Here is a 13147-nt window from a genome sequence, read left to right on the forward strand (position 1 = left end):
GCCGCTCAGGGGGTCAAGGGTATATTGCCGGGGAGGCCAGGATGGGGAAGATCTTGATCAGTCCGCCGGCCATCACCTCGATGGCCAGCGCGGCCAGAATCAGTCCCATGAGCCGGGTCATCACATTGATGCCGGTCTTGCCCAGTACGCGGGCAATCGGGTGGGCCAATGAAAAGCACACCATGATGGCTGCGGCCACCACCACGCCGTAACCGACCAGCGCCACATGCTGCCAGATGGTGCGCGCCTGATCGGCATAGATCACCACGGTGGACATGGCGGCAGGCCCGGTCAGCAGCGGAATGGTCAGCGGCACGACGGCAATGCTGTTGCCCTCGGCGGCCTTTTCGACGCCGGCTGCCAGCGTGGCATTGTTGGGGCGGTCTTCGGCGGGACGGGCGTTGAGCATGTTCATCGCGCTGATCAGCAGCAGCAGACCGCCGCCGACCTGAAAGCTTTGCAGCGAGATATTGAAGAACTGCAGAATCTGCAGCCCCAGCAGGGCGCAGACCGCAATCACGCAGAAGGCGGCAAAGGCGGCGGTGCGAATCGTCTGCCAGCGCTGCTCGGCGTCGAAGCCGGCCGTGTAGTGGATGAAGAACGGGACGATGGCCAGCGGGTTGATGATGGCGACCAGGGTGATCAACGGCTTGATATCCATTACAGCTCGCCTCCTGGCATGGGGGGCTTCTTGCGACTGTCGGCCTTTTGTGGGGCTGAGATAGCTTGCATCAACACTCCTGTGAAAAAATGGCCGAATCATCGACGCGGCATCAGCCATTACAGCATTGCTGGCGGCCGCGTCGCGGATTTCCCTTTTGAACCATGTTAAGGAGCTTCGCAATGGGCAGCTTTGTTGAACTGACAGCCGTGGATGGCGCAAAAACCCCGGCTTATGTGGCCATGCCCGAGGGCCAGGCACGCGGTGCCATTGTGGTGCTGCAGGAGATCTTCGGCGTGAACTCGCATATCCGCTCCGTGGCAGACCGCTACGCAGCCCAGGGCTATGTGGCCGTGGCGCCCGCCATGTTTGCCCGCGTCAAGCCCGATGTGGAGCTGGGTTACAGCGAAGAAGACATGAAGGCCGGCTTTGCGCTCAAGACCGCGGTAGAAGCCCTGCCCGAGCCGGGCGCGCTGCGCGATGTGGAAGCTGCCGTGGCCCATGCGGCGACTCTGGTGCCTGGCGGCAAGATCGGCGTGGTGGGCTTTTGCTGGGGCGGCCTCATGACCTGGCGCTCGGCCTGCAATCTGGCCAGCGTCTCGGCTGCAGTCTGCTATTACGGTGGCGGCATGACGGGCGAGCTGGAAGCCAGCCGTCAGGCGCTGTGCCCGGTGCTGGCCCACTTCGGCAGCAAGGATCATTACATCTCACTGGAGTCCGTCGAAGCCTTCAAGAAGGCCCAGCCCAAGGTGGAAGTCCATATCTACGAGGCCGACCATGGCTTCAACTGCGATCAGCGCGGCTCCTACAACGAAGCCGCTGCAGCGTTGGCAGGTGAGCGCACTCTGGCCTTCTTCGCCCAGCATCTGGGTTGATATAAAAACAATAGCTGCTTGTGCTTTATATATAAGCGCAAGCAGCTGTTTTTATCTAAAGCCCGTTGCCGCTGGGCGGTCCCCCATCAGAGACATCAAGCAAGCGCCGCCGCGCAGCGAGGATGTCGTCCCCCTTGGGGGAAGGCGCGGAAGCGCCTCAGGGGGTCATTCTTTTTCTTCGCTTTCCAGATAGCGTCGGCGCCAGAAATAGGCCACCAGCACCACGGTGATGAACACCATGGCCACCAGCGCCCAGATGAAGCCGTCCTTTTTGTGCACGAACGGGATGAACTCGAAGTTCATGCCGAAGATGCCGGCAATCAGGTTCAGAGGCAGAAAGATGGCCGTCACCGTGGTCAGCGTGCGCATGATGTCGTTGGCGCGGTTGCTCTGAGCCGAAAAGTGCATCTGCACGGCGGTCTCGGCGCTTTGCTCCATGCGGTGAATGTGGTGGGTCACGCGCTCTATATGTTCGAGCACGTCACGCGAGCGCACGCGCAGCAGTTCGCGCTCATGCTGGCGCGCAGGTGTGTGCTCGGGCGGCCATCCCTCCAGCGCCTCGGTCCAGTCCTGCACGGCGGCACGCTGGTCTTCGCAGATTTCATCAAGCTGGTGCAGCGCCAGGCGCACGTCGAGCACGCTGGCCCAGTTGCTGAAACGCCTGTTGGGCTTGAGCAGTGCCATCTGCCAGTGGTCGATCTGGCGCGTCAGTGTGCGGCGCAGGTCCAGATAGCCGTCCACCATGCCGTTGACCATGCGCAGCATCAGGTCGGCAGGCTCCACGGGCATCTTGGTGCTGACCTGGCGGCTGTCAGTCTTGGCGGGGCCGGAAATCAGGCGTTGCCAGAAGTTTTCCAGCACAAAGCAGCCGTCGGGATGCACGGACAGCAGGATCTGGTCATACAGCGCAAAGCCCACGGGCTGGGTTTCCACGCGTTGCAGCACCGGCGCTTCGCGCTGGCCGCTGTGGGCCGGGTTGTGCGATGGAGGCGGGGCGCTGGATGCAGCACTGCCGGTGCCTGCCATCACTGCAGGCAGGTCTGGCGGTGTGGCCACGGCTGGCGAGGCGGGGCTTCCATTGAGCGGCGGCAGATGGGCGTTGGCCAGGCGGCGGAACACCAGCACGTCGTACACCGAGGTGTAGTCGTAATTGGAAGGGATTGCCGGATTCAGCAGGTCGGAGACATGCAGGTCCACGAGGGCGGAGCCGCCCAGCCTGACCAACATGGTCTGAATGGCCGGCAGCTGAGCCTCCAGCTCCGAGCGTGTGCAGGAGACCCAGTAAAACCCCGTTGTTGCCGCCTGCGTGGGCAGTCCGTCAACAGGCTGGGCATAGAGGGGAGAGATATGCAGCACGCGCATGGGGATAGGCAGTCTCGATGTCAGTGCAAAAAGCAGATGCAAAACGGCCCGTGCAAGCTGCACGGGCCGTCAGATCATGCCTGAAATGCTCTCAGGCGCAAGCATGACCTGCGCTGACAGCTATCAATTTTGTTACAGGCCGCGCAGCTTCTTGGCGGCGTCGATGGCAAAGTAGGTCAGGATGCCGTCGGCGCCCGCGCGCTTGAAGGCCAGCAGGGCTTCCATCATCACGGCGTCGTGATCGAGCCAGCCGTTGGCGGCAGCAGCCTTGAGCATGGCGTATTCGCCGGACACCTGATAGGCGAAGGTCGGTACCTTGAACTCGTCCTTGACGCGGCGCACCACGTCCAGATACGGCATGCCGGGCTTGACCATGACCATGTCCGCGCCTTCGGCGATGTCCTGCGCCACTTCGCGCAGGGCTTCGTCGGTGTTGGCGGGGTCCATCTGGTAGACATTTTTGTCGGCCTTGCCCAGGGCGCCGCGTGTGCCCACGGCGTCGCGGAAGGGCCCGTAGAAGGCGCTGGCGTACTTGGCGCTATAGGCCATGATGCGGGTGTGAATATGGCCTTGCAGCTCCAGTGCCTCGCGGATGGCGCCGATGCGGCCGTCCATCATGTCGCTGGGGGCCACCATGTCCACGCCGGCTTCGGCATGGGCCAGGGCCTGACCGACCAGCACTTCCACGGTGTCATCGTTGATGATGTAGCCGCTCTCGTCGAGGATGCCGTCCTGGCCGTGGCTGGTGTAGGGGTCCAGGGCCACATCGGTCATCACGCCCAGCTGGGGGAATTCCTTTTTCAGCGCACGCACCACGCGCGGGATCAGGCCGTCGGGGTTCAGGGCTTCCTTGCCATCTGGGGTCTTGAGGCTGGATTCGATGGCGGGGAACAGCGCCAGGTAGGGAATCTCCAGCTTCACGCACTCCTCGGCCACGGGCAGTAGTAGGTCCAGGCTCAGGCGGTCCACGCCGGGCATGGAGGACACGGCCTCGCGCTTGTTCTGACCTTCATGCACGAACACGGGGTAGATGAAGTCGTGCGGCGTCAGCACGCTCTCGCGCACCAGATTGCGGGTGAAAGCATCGCGGCGCAGGCGGCGCGGACGATTCTGGGGAAAAGGAGTAGGGCTGGACAAATGCATGGGGAAAATTGTGCCCCATTCGTCATGGCTTGGCTTGCAGCTGCGTGACTATTCCATGACGGCCGGCGCGACAAGGCCCGAGCTTCGAGGTAAAGACGCGGCGCGCAGCGGCTGTGGCGCAGCGCAGGCCTTTACACTGGCTCCATGCTATGGGTCAAAGCCTTTCACATCGTTTTTGTCGCCAGCTGGTTTGCTGGTCTGTTCTACCTGCCGCGCATCTTTGTCAACATCGCCATGGTCACGCCGGGCTCGGTGGCCGAACGCGAGCGCCTGCTGCTGATGGCGCGCAAGCTGCTGCGCTTCACCACCATGCTGGCCGTGCCCGCGCTGGGACTGGGCCTGTGGCTGTGGCTGGGCTGGGGCTTCGCGGGCGGCTGGCTGCATGCCAAGCTGGCCGTGGTGCTGCTGGTCATCGGCTACCACCACAGCTGTGCCGTGCTGCTGCGCCAGCTGGCGGACAACACCTGTCATAAAAGTCATCGCTGGTTCCGTTTCTATAACGAAGTGCCGGTGCTGCTGCTGATCGCTGCCGTGATTCTGGTGGTGGTCAAGCCCTTCTGAATCTTGCGCTGAGAGTAGGAGGCGACTGTGTCCGATTCCGCGGTGCCGGTGATTTCCATGCGCCATACCTCGGCCTGGCCGCTGGCGCTGGTCTATGGCCTGCTCATCGTCTTTGCCAGCCTGTTCCCGTTCGACGGCTGGCGCGCCCAGGGCATAGATCCCAGCGTGTTCCTGTTCGCCAGGATTCCGCCGCCTTACTGGACCTGGTTCGACGTCAACACCAATATCGTCGGCTATGCGCCGCTGGGCTTTTTCCTGGCGCTGGCCCTGATGCGCTCGGGCCAGCCCAGGCTGGCCGTGCCGCTGGCTTTTCTTGCCGGCACGCTGCTGTCGCTGTGCATGGAGTTTCTGCAGATCTATCTGCCGCGCCGCGTGCCGTCCAATCTGGATCTGGTGCTCAATGCCGGCGGTACCTTGATCGGTGCCTTGCTGGCTGCGCTGCTGGAGAGGCTGGGGGCTCTCTCGCGCTGGAGTGCATTTCGCAACCAGTGGCTGGGCGAGGGCGGTGCTGGCGTGCTGGTGCTGCTGGCGCTGTGGCCGTTTGCGCTGCTGTTTCCGGCAGCAGTGCCGTTTGGCCTGGGCCAGGTGCTGGAGCGCATCGACGACACCTTGCAGGACTGGCTGCTGAACACGCCGTTCGAAGACTGGCTGCCGCTGGGCGATTTCGCCATGACGCCGCTGTCGCTGGTGACGGAGATGCTATGCGTAATGCTGGGGCTGTGGATTCCCTGCCTGCTGGCCTATTGCGCCGTGCGCCATATGGGCCGCCGCGCGCTGGCCGGACTGCTTCTGGTGGCGGCAGGGGTGGGGGTGACAGCACTGTCGGCCGCGTTGAGCTGGGGTCCGGCCCATGCCTGGGAGTGGGTGGATCTGCCGGTGCGCCTGGGTGTCTGGGGTGGGCTGGGTCTGGCCGTGATTGCATTGCCTGCCTCGCGCAGCATGTGCGCCGTGCTATTGCTGCTGGTGCTGGTGCTGCATCTGAGCATCCTCAATCAGGCGCCGACGAATGTGTACTTCGCCCAGACCCTGCAGGCCTGGGAGCAAGGCCGTTTCATCCGCTTCTACGGCCTGGGCCAATGGCTGGGCTGGCTCTGGCCTTACGTGACACTGGCGTATGTAGTGATTCGACTCTCACGTCGCCAACAGCCTGCCTAGAATGATCCACCATGAGCGACATCCAGAATCAAGACCAGGCCGGCGGCTACTACCAGCGTCATATTTTCTTTTGCCTGAACGAGCGTCCCAACGGTGAGGACTGCTGTGCTCTGCATGGCGCCAAGGCGGGCTTTGACCACTGCAAGCGCAAAGTCAAGGAAGAGGGGCTTGCCGGAAAGGGGCAGGTGCGTGTGAACAAGGCCGGCTGCCTGGATCGCTGCGCCGGCGGTCCCGTGGCCGTGGTCTATCCCGAGGCTGTCTGGTACACCTTCATCGACGACAGCGATATCGATGAAATCGTCGAATCCCATCTCAAGAACGGCAAGGTGGTCGAGCGCCTGGTGCTGCCCGAAAGCGTGGGGCGCTGATCTGGCTGCCTTAAGTCCTTTGGCCGTCCCGACAGGCTTGCGGCAAGGCGGCGCTTGTCTGGTGCGGCCGACTTTGGGCTTGCTTGTTCAGGAACTTTAAGCGTTTTCAAGCGTCAGCCCAATTACAGCAAGCGCAAAAAGCTACAACTAGGATAGCAATCGTGAATTCCCAGACCGAACGACTGACGCTCACCGGCACCGCCGGTGCCATTGAGGCCCTGCGCGATGCGCCGCAACTGGTCGAAGGCCAGAGCCCCAAGGGCGTGGCCATCATCGCCCATCCGCATCCGCTGTTTGGCGGCACCATGGACAACAAGGTGGTCCAGACCCTGGCGCGTGCCTTTGTTCAGTGCGGCTACACGGTCGTGCGTTTCAACTTTCGCGGCGTGGGTGCCAGTGCCGGCGAATATGACGCCGGCAAGGCCGAGCTGCAGGATTTGCTGGCCGTGGTGCAGCAGGTGGCTCCCGAAGGCCCTGTAGCTCTGGCCGGCTTTTCCTTCGGCGCTTTCGTCACCAGCCATGCGCTGGCCCAGCTCTGGGGTACAGGCCGGGTGCAGAAGGCCGTGCTGGTAGGCACCGCCGCCAGTCGCTTCGAAGTGGCTCCCGTGCCTGCCGAGGCCCATGACCAGACCCTGGTGATCCACGGCGAGGCGGACGACACCGTCGAGCTATCCGCAGTGATGGACTGGGCGCGCCCGCAGATACTGCCTGTTACCGTGATTCCGCAGGTCGGCCATTTCTTTCACGGACAATTGCCTCTGCTCAAGAGCCTGGTGGTGCGCCACCTGAAGTCCCTGTAAGAGCCATTTCCCACACCTTGACGCACGTGAATTGCTGCCCCGTCTTGGTTAACTCCCTTTTCATAGCGCCAGGCCGAGGTATATCCTTGGCTTTGGCCGTTTTCGACGGTAAATCACCGCGCTTACCTTTGCTTTAGCGAGAGTCCTCTTCATGAAGCCCATCTACTCCACACTGCGTGTTCTGGCCGTTGCTGCCGCAGTGGCGCCCGTGTTTGCCATGGCACAGGTGGCGGCCCCTGTTCCTCCCGAAATTGCAGCCCGCAACTATCTGCTGGTGGACGTTACTGCCGGCCAGGTGCTGGGTGCCAAGGACGTCGATGCTCCCGTCGAGCAGGCATCGCTGACCAAGCTGATGTCGGCCTATGTGGTGTTCGACGCCCTGCGCTCCAAGAAAATCACGCTGGAGCAGCGCATGCCAGTGAGCGAGCGTGCCTGGAAGATGCCCGGCTCGCGCATGTTCATCGACCCCAAGATGCAGGTGCCCGTCAATGACCTGCTCAGCGGCATGATCATCCAGTCCGGCAACGATGCCACCATGGCATTGGCCGAGGCTGTGGGCGGCACGGCCGAGAACTTCGTCAAGATGATGAATGACCAGGCCAAGGCCCTGGGCATGAAGAACACCAGTTACAAGAACCCCGAAGGACTGACCGAGCCCGGTCACCTGACGACGGCTCGTGATCTGTCCATCCTGGCCCAGCGATTGATGCATGACTTCCCCGAGTACATGCACTACTACGCCACCAAGCAATACAGCTACCCCGGCACGCCTGCCTCCAACGGCAGCAACCGCAATGCCTTGCTGTTCCGCGATCCCACCGTGGACGGCCTGAAGACCGGCCACACCAACGCCGCAGGCTATTGCCTGGTGGCCACGGCCAAGCGCGACCTGCCCAATGTGGGCCAGCGCCGCCTGCTGTCCATCGTGCTGGGAACGGCCAGCGAAAAGGCGCGTGCCAACGAAAGCCAGAAGCTGTTGAACTGGGGTTACACCGCTTTCGATGCTGTCAAGCTGTTTGATTCCGATCAGCCCGTGGCTACTCCCGCCGTCTGGAAGGGCGCTGCCAATGCCGTCAAGATTGGCAAGGCCGACGGCGCCGTGGTGGTGACCGTGCCCTCGGGCACCGGCGGCAAGCTGACCACCGAGGTTGTGCGCCAGGATCCGCTGATCGCTCCTATCGCCAAGGGCCAGTCCATGGGCGTGCTCAAGGTCAAGTCGGGCGCGGATGTGGTGGCCGAGGTGCCGCTGGTAGCGCTTGAGGCCGTCGAGCAGGCCGGCTTCTTTGGCCGTCTGTGGGACACCATCCGCCTCTGGATCAAGTAAGTTCCCTGGCAGGCAGGAGGCGCTCCTGCCGGCGATAGCCCTTGGTCGGTCATGCAAAGTGTCTTGCTGCCTGGGGGCTATTGCCCACAGGTGGTTGTGCTGATTTGCACAAGCTGGTACATTCGAGGGCTTTTCGGAATTTCCGAAGGGATTCACGTTTCCGCATCGGCATCTGTTGCTGCGGATAAACCTTTTGCTTTCACGAAGCAAATTCACGTTTAGGGACGTTTAATTAATGCCAACCATTAACCAACTCGTGCGTCAGGGCCGCACGGTAGAAGTTGTTAAATCCAAGAGCCCTGCTATGGAAAACTGCCCCCAACGCCGTGGCGTGTGCACCCGTGTGTACACCACCACTCCCAAGAAGCCTAACTCGGCTCTGCGTAAGGTGGCCAAGGTTCGTCTGACCAACGGTTTCGAAGTGATTTCGTACATCGGCGGTGAAGGCCACAACCTGCAAGAGCACAGCGTTGTGCTGGTGCGCGGTGGTCGTGTGAAGGACTTGCCCGGTGTGCGTTACCACATCGTGCGCGGTTCCCTGGACCTGCAAGGCGTCAAGGACCGTAAGCAAGCTCGCTCCAAGTACGGTGCCAAGAAGCCTAAGGCTAAGTAATCAGCCCTGGTTTTTTGAAAACAAACGGTGTTTGATTCGCCTGACTGGCGCGGTCAAACGTAGTGGCCCTGAGCACGAATGTTTTGTGCGGGTCGAGTAAGTGAGAGTTTTGAATAGCTCTCGCGGTATCTGAAAAGATGCCAACTGAAGCAAAGATAGAGGTAAAAAATGCCACGTCGTCGCGAAGTCCCCAAACGTGAAATCCTGCCGGATCCCAAGTTCGGCAATGTAGAGCTGTCCAAATTCATGAACGTGATCATGGAAGGCGGCAAGAAGGCGGTTGCTGAGCGCATCATTTACGGCGCTCTGGACCTGATCGAGAAGAAGCATCCCGGCAAGGACCCTCTGGAAGCTTTCGTTGTTGCCATCAACAACGTCAAGCCCATGGTTGAAGTGAAGTCCCGCCGTGTTGGCGGTGCCAACTACCAGGTGCCCGTGGAAGTGCGTCCCGTCCGTCGTCTGGCTCTGGCCATGCGCTGGATCAAGGAAGCCTCCCGCAAGCGTGGCGAGAAGTCCATGGCTCAACGCCTGGCCAACGAGCTGCTGGAAGCTACGGAAGGCCGTGGCGGCGCCATGAAGCGTCGTGACGAAGTGCACCGTATGGCCGAAGCCAACAAGGCCTTCAGCCACTTCCGCTTCTAATCGGAATCTCGCTCGAGATACAGGGCCGCATGCAAAAACTTGCTGCGGCCTTGTGTCGATTCTGAGCGCCCCCATATAGAGCTGCTGCCTCCTGCGCACAATGCGGGGCCGGCAGTACTCCCATACGATCAAGCAAGGATCCATCATGGCTCGCAAGACCCCCATTGAGCGCTATCGCAACATCGGTATTTCCGCTCACATTGACGCAGGTAAGACAACCACTACAGAACGTATCCTGTTCTATACCGGTGTGACCCACAAGCTGGGCGAAGTGCACGACGGCGCTGCCACCACCGACTGGATGGAGCAAGAGCAAGAGCGTGGTATCACCATCACTTCCGCTGCAGTGACCTGCTTCTGGAAGGGTATGGATCTGTCCTACCCAGAACACCGTTTCAACATCATCGACACCCCCGGTCACGTGGACTTCACGATTGAAGTGGAACGTTCCATGCGCGTGCTGGACGGTGCTTGCATGGTGTATTGCGCTGTGGGTGGCGTGCAGCCCCAGTCCGAAACCGTGTGGCGTCAGGCCAACAAGTACAAGGTGCCTCGTCTGGCCTTCGTGAACAAGATGGACCGTACCGGCGCCAACTTCTTCAAGGTCTATGAAGGCATGAAGACTCGCCTGAACGCGAACCCTGTGCCCGTGGTGATCCCAATCGGCGCTGAAGAAAACTTCCAGGGCGTGGTCGATCTGGTCAAGATGAAGGCCATCATCTGGGACGAAGCTTCCCAGGGCATGAAGTTCGAATACCAGGACATCCCCGCCGAGCTGGTGGAAACCGCCAACAAGTGGCGTGAAAACCTGGTGGAAGCCGCTGCCGAAGCTTCGGAAGAGCTGATGAACAAGTACCTGGAAGAAGGTACTCTGACTGAAGAAGAAGTGAAGCTCGGCGTGCGTACCCGTACCCTGGCCACCGAAATTCAGCCCATGCTTTGCGGCACCGCGTTCAAGAACAAGGGTGTGCAGCGCATGCTGGACGCCGTGATCGACTATCTGCCCGCTCCTGTGGACATCCCTGACGTTACCGGTACCGACCCCGATGACGAAGAGAAGAAGCTGAGCCGCAAGGCTGACGATGCTGAGAAGTTCTCGGCTCTGGCCTTCAAGCTGATGACCGACCCCTTCGTGGGCCAGCTGACTTTCGTGCGCGTGTACTCTGGCGTTCTGTCCAAGGGTGAGACCGTTCTGAATGCCGTCAAGGGCAAGAAGGAACGTATCGGCCGTATCGTGCAGATGATGGCCAACGACCGCGTGGAAGTGGAAGAAATCCGTGCTGGCGACATCGCTGCCTGCGTGGGCCTGAAGGACGTGACCACCGGTGAAACCCTGTGCGACATCGCCGCGCCTATCGTGCTGGAGCGCATGGTGTTCCCTGAGCCCGTGATTGCGCAGGCTGTGGAACCCAAGTCCAAGACCGACCAGGAAAAGATGGGTATCGCTCTGTCGCGTCTGGCTGCAGAAGATCCTTCCTTCCGAGTGCGTACCGACGAAGAATCCGGTCAGACCATCATCGCCGGTATGGGCGAACTGCACCTGGAAATCATCGTTGACCGCATGAAGCGCGAATTCAACGTGGAAGCCAACGTGGGCAAGCCCCAGGTTGCCTACCGCGAAACCATCCGCAGCACGGTCAAGGACGTGGACGGCAAGTTCGTTCGCCAGTCCGGCGGTAAGGGCCAGTACGGCCACGTGGTTCTGACTCTGGAACCCCAGGAAGCCGGCAAGGGCTTCGAGTTCGTCGACGAAATCAAGGGTGGTGTGGTTCCTCGCGAATACATCCCTGCGGTGGAGAAGGGCGTGATCGAAGCTCTGACTTCCGGCGTGCTGGCTGGCTACCCTGTGGTGGACGTCAAGGTTCGTCTGACCTTCGGTTCGTACCACGATGTGGACTCGAACGAAATGGCGTTCAAGATGGCCGCTATCTTCGGTTTCAAGGAAGCTGCCCGCAAGGCCAACCCCGTCATCCTGGAACCCATGATGGCTGTGGAAGTGGAAACGCCTGAAGACTACGCTGGTACCGTGATGGGCGATCTGTCCTCGCGTCGCGGCATGGTTCAGGGTATGGACGACATGGTTGGTGGCGGCAAGGCCATCAAGGCTGAAGTGCCTCTGTCCGAAATGTTCGGCTACGCCACTTCGCTGCGTTCCATGACTCAAGGTCGTGCCAGCTACACCATGGAGTTCAAGCACTACGCTGAAGCTCCTCGTAACGTGGCTGAAGCCATCGTTGCTGCCCGCGCCAAGTAATTGACGCAGGTTTGACGAATCCGTCATAATCTACGGCTTCCAATCGCGGCAGTCCTTTGAGGATTGCCGCGATTTTTGCCGGTCTGCGATCCCATGCCGTCCTGTTTCCTGTGCGGGGCGAGTCAGCAATGAGGTGCAGACCTTAAACATCACACAGGTTTTTGCTCTTTCGGAGAAATCATGGCAAAAGAAAAGTTCGAACGTACCAAGCCCCACGTGAACGTGGGCACCATCGGTCACGTTGACCACGGCAAGACCACCCTGACTGCTGCTATCGCTACCGTGCTGTCCAAGCACTTCGGCGGTGAAGCCAAGGACTACTCGCAGATCGACAACGCCCCCGAAGAAAAGGCTCGTGGTATCACGATCAACACTTCGCACGTTGAGTACGAAACTGCCAACCGCCACTACGCTCACGTGGACTGCCCCGGCCACGCTGACTATGTGAAGAACATGATCACTGGTGCCGCTCAGATGGACGGCGCTATCTTGGTTTGCTCCGCTGCTGACGGCCCCATGCCCCAGACTCGCGAGCACATCCTGCTGTCGCGTCAGGTGGGCGTGCCCTACATCATCGTGTTCCTGAACAAGGCCGACATGGTGGACGACGAAGAACTGCTGGAACTGGTCGAAATGGAAGTGCGCGAGCTGCTGTCCAAGTACGACTTCCCCGGTGACGACACCCCCATCATCCGCGGCTCCGCCAAGCTGGCCCTGGAAGGTGACCAGTCCGACAAGGGCGAGCCTGCCATCCTGAAGCTGGCTGAAGCTCTGGACACCTACATCCCCACTCCCGAGCGTGCTGTTGACGGCGCCTTCGTGATGCCCGTGGAAGACGTGTTCTCCATCTCCGGTCGTGGTACCGTGGTGACCGGCCGTATCGAGCGCGGTATCGTCAAGGTCGGCGAAGAAATCGAAATCGTCGGTATCAAGGACACCGTCAAGACCACCGTCACCGGCGTGGAAATGTTCCGCAAGCTGCTGGACCAAGGTCAAGCTGGCGACAACGTGGGTCTGCTGCTGCGCGGCACCAAGCGTGAAGACGTGGAACGCGGCCAAGTGCTGTGCAAGCCCGGCTCCATCAAGCCCCACACCAACTTCACTGCTGAAGTTTACGTGCTGTCGAAGGACGAAGGCGGTCGCCACACTCCCTTCTTCAACAACTACCGTCCCCAGTTCTACTTCCGTACAACTGACGTGACCGGCTCCATCGAACTGCCCGAAGGCAAGGAAATGGTGATGCCTGGCGATAACGTGTCGATCACTGTGAAGCTGATCTCCCCCATCGCCATGGAAGAAGGTCTGCGCTTCGCTATCCGCGAAGGTGGTCGTACTGTGGGCGCTGGTGTGGTTGCCACGATCATTGCCTAATTCTTAGAAAAGCTAGGA

13 protein-coding genes are annotated in these 13147 nt (G+C 60.8%); 10 read left to right on the forward strand and 3 right to left on the reverse strand.

Going from position 1 to position 13147, the window contains the following annotated elements; all coding sequences use genetic code 11:
• Positions 1-13 precede the first annotated feature (13 nt).
• Entirely contained in the window at positions 14-661 is a 648-nt protein-coding gene (locus MPZ60_RS01440; RefSeq protein WP_003059455.1) for a MarC family protein, read from the reverse strand.
• A 182-nt stretch (positions 662-843) separates the two neighbouring features.
• On the opposite strand from MPZ60_RS01440, the gene MPZ60_RS01445 reads away from it, so the two are divergent.
• Complete coding sequence (locus MPZ60_RS01445) at positions 844-1536, forward strand: dienelactone hydrolase family protein (RefSeq protein ID WP_034357900.1); 693 nt, start codon at positions 844-846, stop codon at positions 1534-1536.
• Between the two features lie 165 nt (positions 1537-1701).
• Here MPZ60_RS01445 and MPZ60_RS01450 read toward each other — a convergent pair whose 3' ends face one another.
• Both MPZ60_RS01450 and hemB read right to left on the reverse strand, forming a co-directional pair.
• Positions 1702-2898: a magnesium transporter CorA family protein gene (locus tag MPZ60_RS01450; protein WP_034357903.1), complete on the reverse strand. Its 1197-nt coding sequence runs from the start codon at positions 2896-2898 to the stop codon at positions 1702-1704.
• A gap of 132 nt (positions 2899-3030) precedes the next feature.
• Positions 3031-4041 (reverse strand): porphobilinogen synthase, encoded by a 1011-nt coding sequence (gene hemB, locus MPZ60_RS01455; protein ID WP_034357905.1) that lies wholly within the window; start codon positions 4039-4041, stop codon positions 3031-3033.
• 144 nt (positions 4042-4185) lie between these two features.
• Between hemB and MPZ60_RS01460 the strand changes: the two genes are divergently transcribed.
• From MPZ60_RS01460 to tuf, 9 genes are all read left to right on the forward strand, one after another.
• On the forward strand, positions 4186-4602 hold the full coding sequence (locus MPZ60_RS01460) for a CopD family protein (protein ID WP_034357907.1): 417 nt from the start codon (positions 4186-4188) through the stop codon (positions 4600-4602).
• Between the two features lie 57 nt (positions 4603-4659).
• Positions 4660-5757: a VanZ family protein gene (locus tag MPZ60_RS01465; protein WP_034357922.1), complete on the forward strand. Its 1098-nt coding sequence runs from the start codon at positions 4660-4662 to the stop codon at positions 5755-5757.
• Between the two features lie 11 nt (positions 5758-5768).
• Positions 5769-6125 carry a ferredoxin gene (locus MPZ60_RS01470; protein WP_034357909.1) on the forward strand — a complete coding sequence of 119 codons (357 nt, stop codon included), beginning with the start codon at positions 5769-5771 and terminating at the stop codon, positions 6123-6125.
• 161 nt (positions 6126-6286) lie between these two features.
• Entirely contained in the window at positions 6287-6925 is a 639-nt protein-coding gene (locus MPZ60_RS01475) for an alpha/beta hydrolase (RefSeq protein ID WP_003064008.1), read from the forward strand.
• Between the two features lie 151 nt (positions 6926-7076).
• On the forward strand, positions 7077-8249 hold the full coding sequence (locus tag MPZ60_RS01480) for a D-alanyl-D-alanine carboxypeptidase family protein (protein ID WP_003064007.1): 1173 nt from the start codon (positions 7077-7079) through the stop codon (positions 8247-8249).
• Positions 8250-8484: 235 nt separating this feature from the next.
• On the forward strand, positions 8485-8862 hold the full coding sequence (gene rpsL, locus MPZ60_RS01485; RefSeq protein ID WP_003059441.1) for a 30S ribosomal protein S12: 378 nt from the start codon (positions 8485-8487) through the stop codon (positions 8860-8862).
• A gap of 168 nt (positions 8863-9030) precedes the next feature.
• On the forward strand, positions 9031-9504 hold the full coding sequence (gene rpsG, locus MPZ60_RS01490) for a 30S ribosomal protein S7 (RefSeq protein WP_003059438.1): 474 nt from the start codon (positions 9031-9033) through the stop codon (positions 9502-9504).
• 145 nt (positions 9505-9649) lie between these two features.
• Positions 9650-11758 (forward strand): elongation factor G, encoded by a 2109-nt coding sequence (fusA, locus tag MPZ60_RS01495; RefSeq protein ID WP_003064006.1) that lies wholly within the window; start codon positions 9650-9652, stop codon positions 11756-11758.
• A 180-nt stretch (positions 11759-11938) separates the two neighbouring features.
• Positions 11939-13129: an elongation factor Tu gene (gene tuf / locus MPZ60_RS01500; RefSeq protein ID WP_012836789.1), complete on the forward strand. Its 1191-nt coding sequence runs from the start codon at positions 11939-11941 to the stop codon at positions 13127-13129.
• Positions 13130-13147: the final 18 nt, after the last annotated feature.

Source organism: Comamonas sp. 7D-2, from assembly GCF_022749555.1.
GTDB lineage: Bacteria > Pseudomonadota > Gammaproteobacteria > Burkholderiales > Burkholderiaceae_C > Comamonas > Comamonas thiooxydans.

Coding starts and splice junctions, on each gene's coding strand:
- MPZ60_RS01440 (WP_003059455.1), bottom strand. CDS start 661: ATGGATATCAAGCCGTTGATCACCCTGGTCGCCATCATCAACCCGCTG.
- MPZ60_RS01445 (WP_034357900.1), top strand. CDS start 844: ATGGGCAGCTTTGTTGAACTGACAGCCGTGGATGGCGCAAAAACCCCG.
- MPZ60_RS01465 (WP_034357922.1), top strand. CDS start 4,660: ATGCGCCATACCTCGGCCTGGCCGCTGGCGCTGGTCTATGGCCTGCTC.
- tuf (WP_012836789.1), top strand. CDS start 11,939: ATGGCAAAAGAAAAGTTCGAACGTACCAAGCCCCACGTGAACGTGGGC.
- MPZ60_RS01470 (WP_034357909.1), top strand. CDS start 5,769: ATGAGCGACATCCAGAATCAAGACCAGGCCGGCGGCTACTACCAGCGT.
- MPZ60_RS01460 (WP_034357907.1), top strand. CDS start 4,186: ATGCTATGGGTCAAAGCCTTTCACATCGTTTTTGTCGCCAGCTGGTTT.
- MPZ60_RS01480 (WP_003064007.1), top strand. CDS start 7,077: ATGAAGCCCATCTACTCCACACTGCGTGTTCTGGCCGTTGCTGCCGCA.
- hemB (WP_034357905.1), bottom strand. CDS start 4,041: ATGCATTTGTCCAGCCCTACTCCTTTTCCCCAGAATCGTCCGCGCCGC.
- rpsG (WP_003059438.1), top strand. CDS start 9,031: ATGCCACGTCGTCGCGAAGTCCCCAAACGTGAAATCCTGCCGGATCCC.
- MPZ60_RS01450 (WP_034357903.1), bottom strand. CDS start 2,898: ATGCGCGTGCTGCATATCTCTCCCCTCTATGCCCAGCCTGTTGACGGA.
- fusA (WP_003064006.1), top strand. CDS start 9,650: ATGGCTCGCAAGACCCCCATTGAGCGCTATCGCAACATCGGTATTTCC.
- rpsL (WP_003059441.1), top strand. CDS start 8,485: ATGCCAACCATTAACCAACTCGTGCGTCAGGGCCGCACGGTAGAAGTT.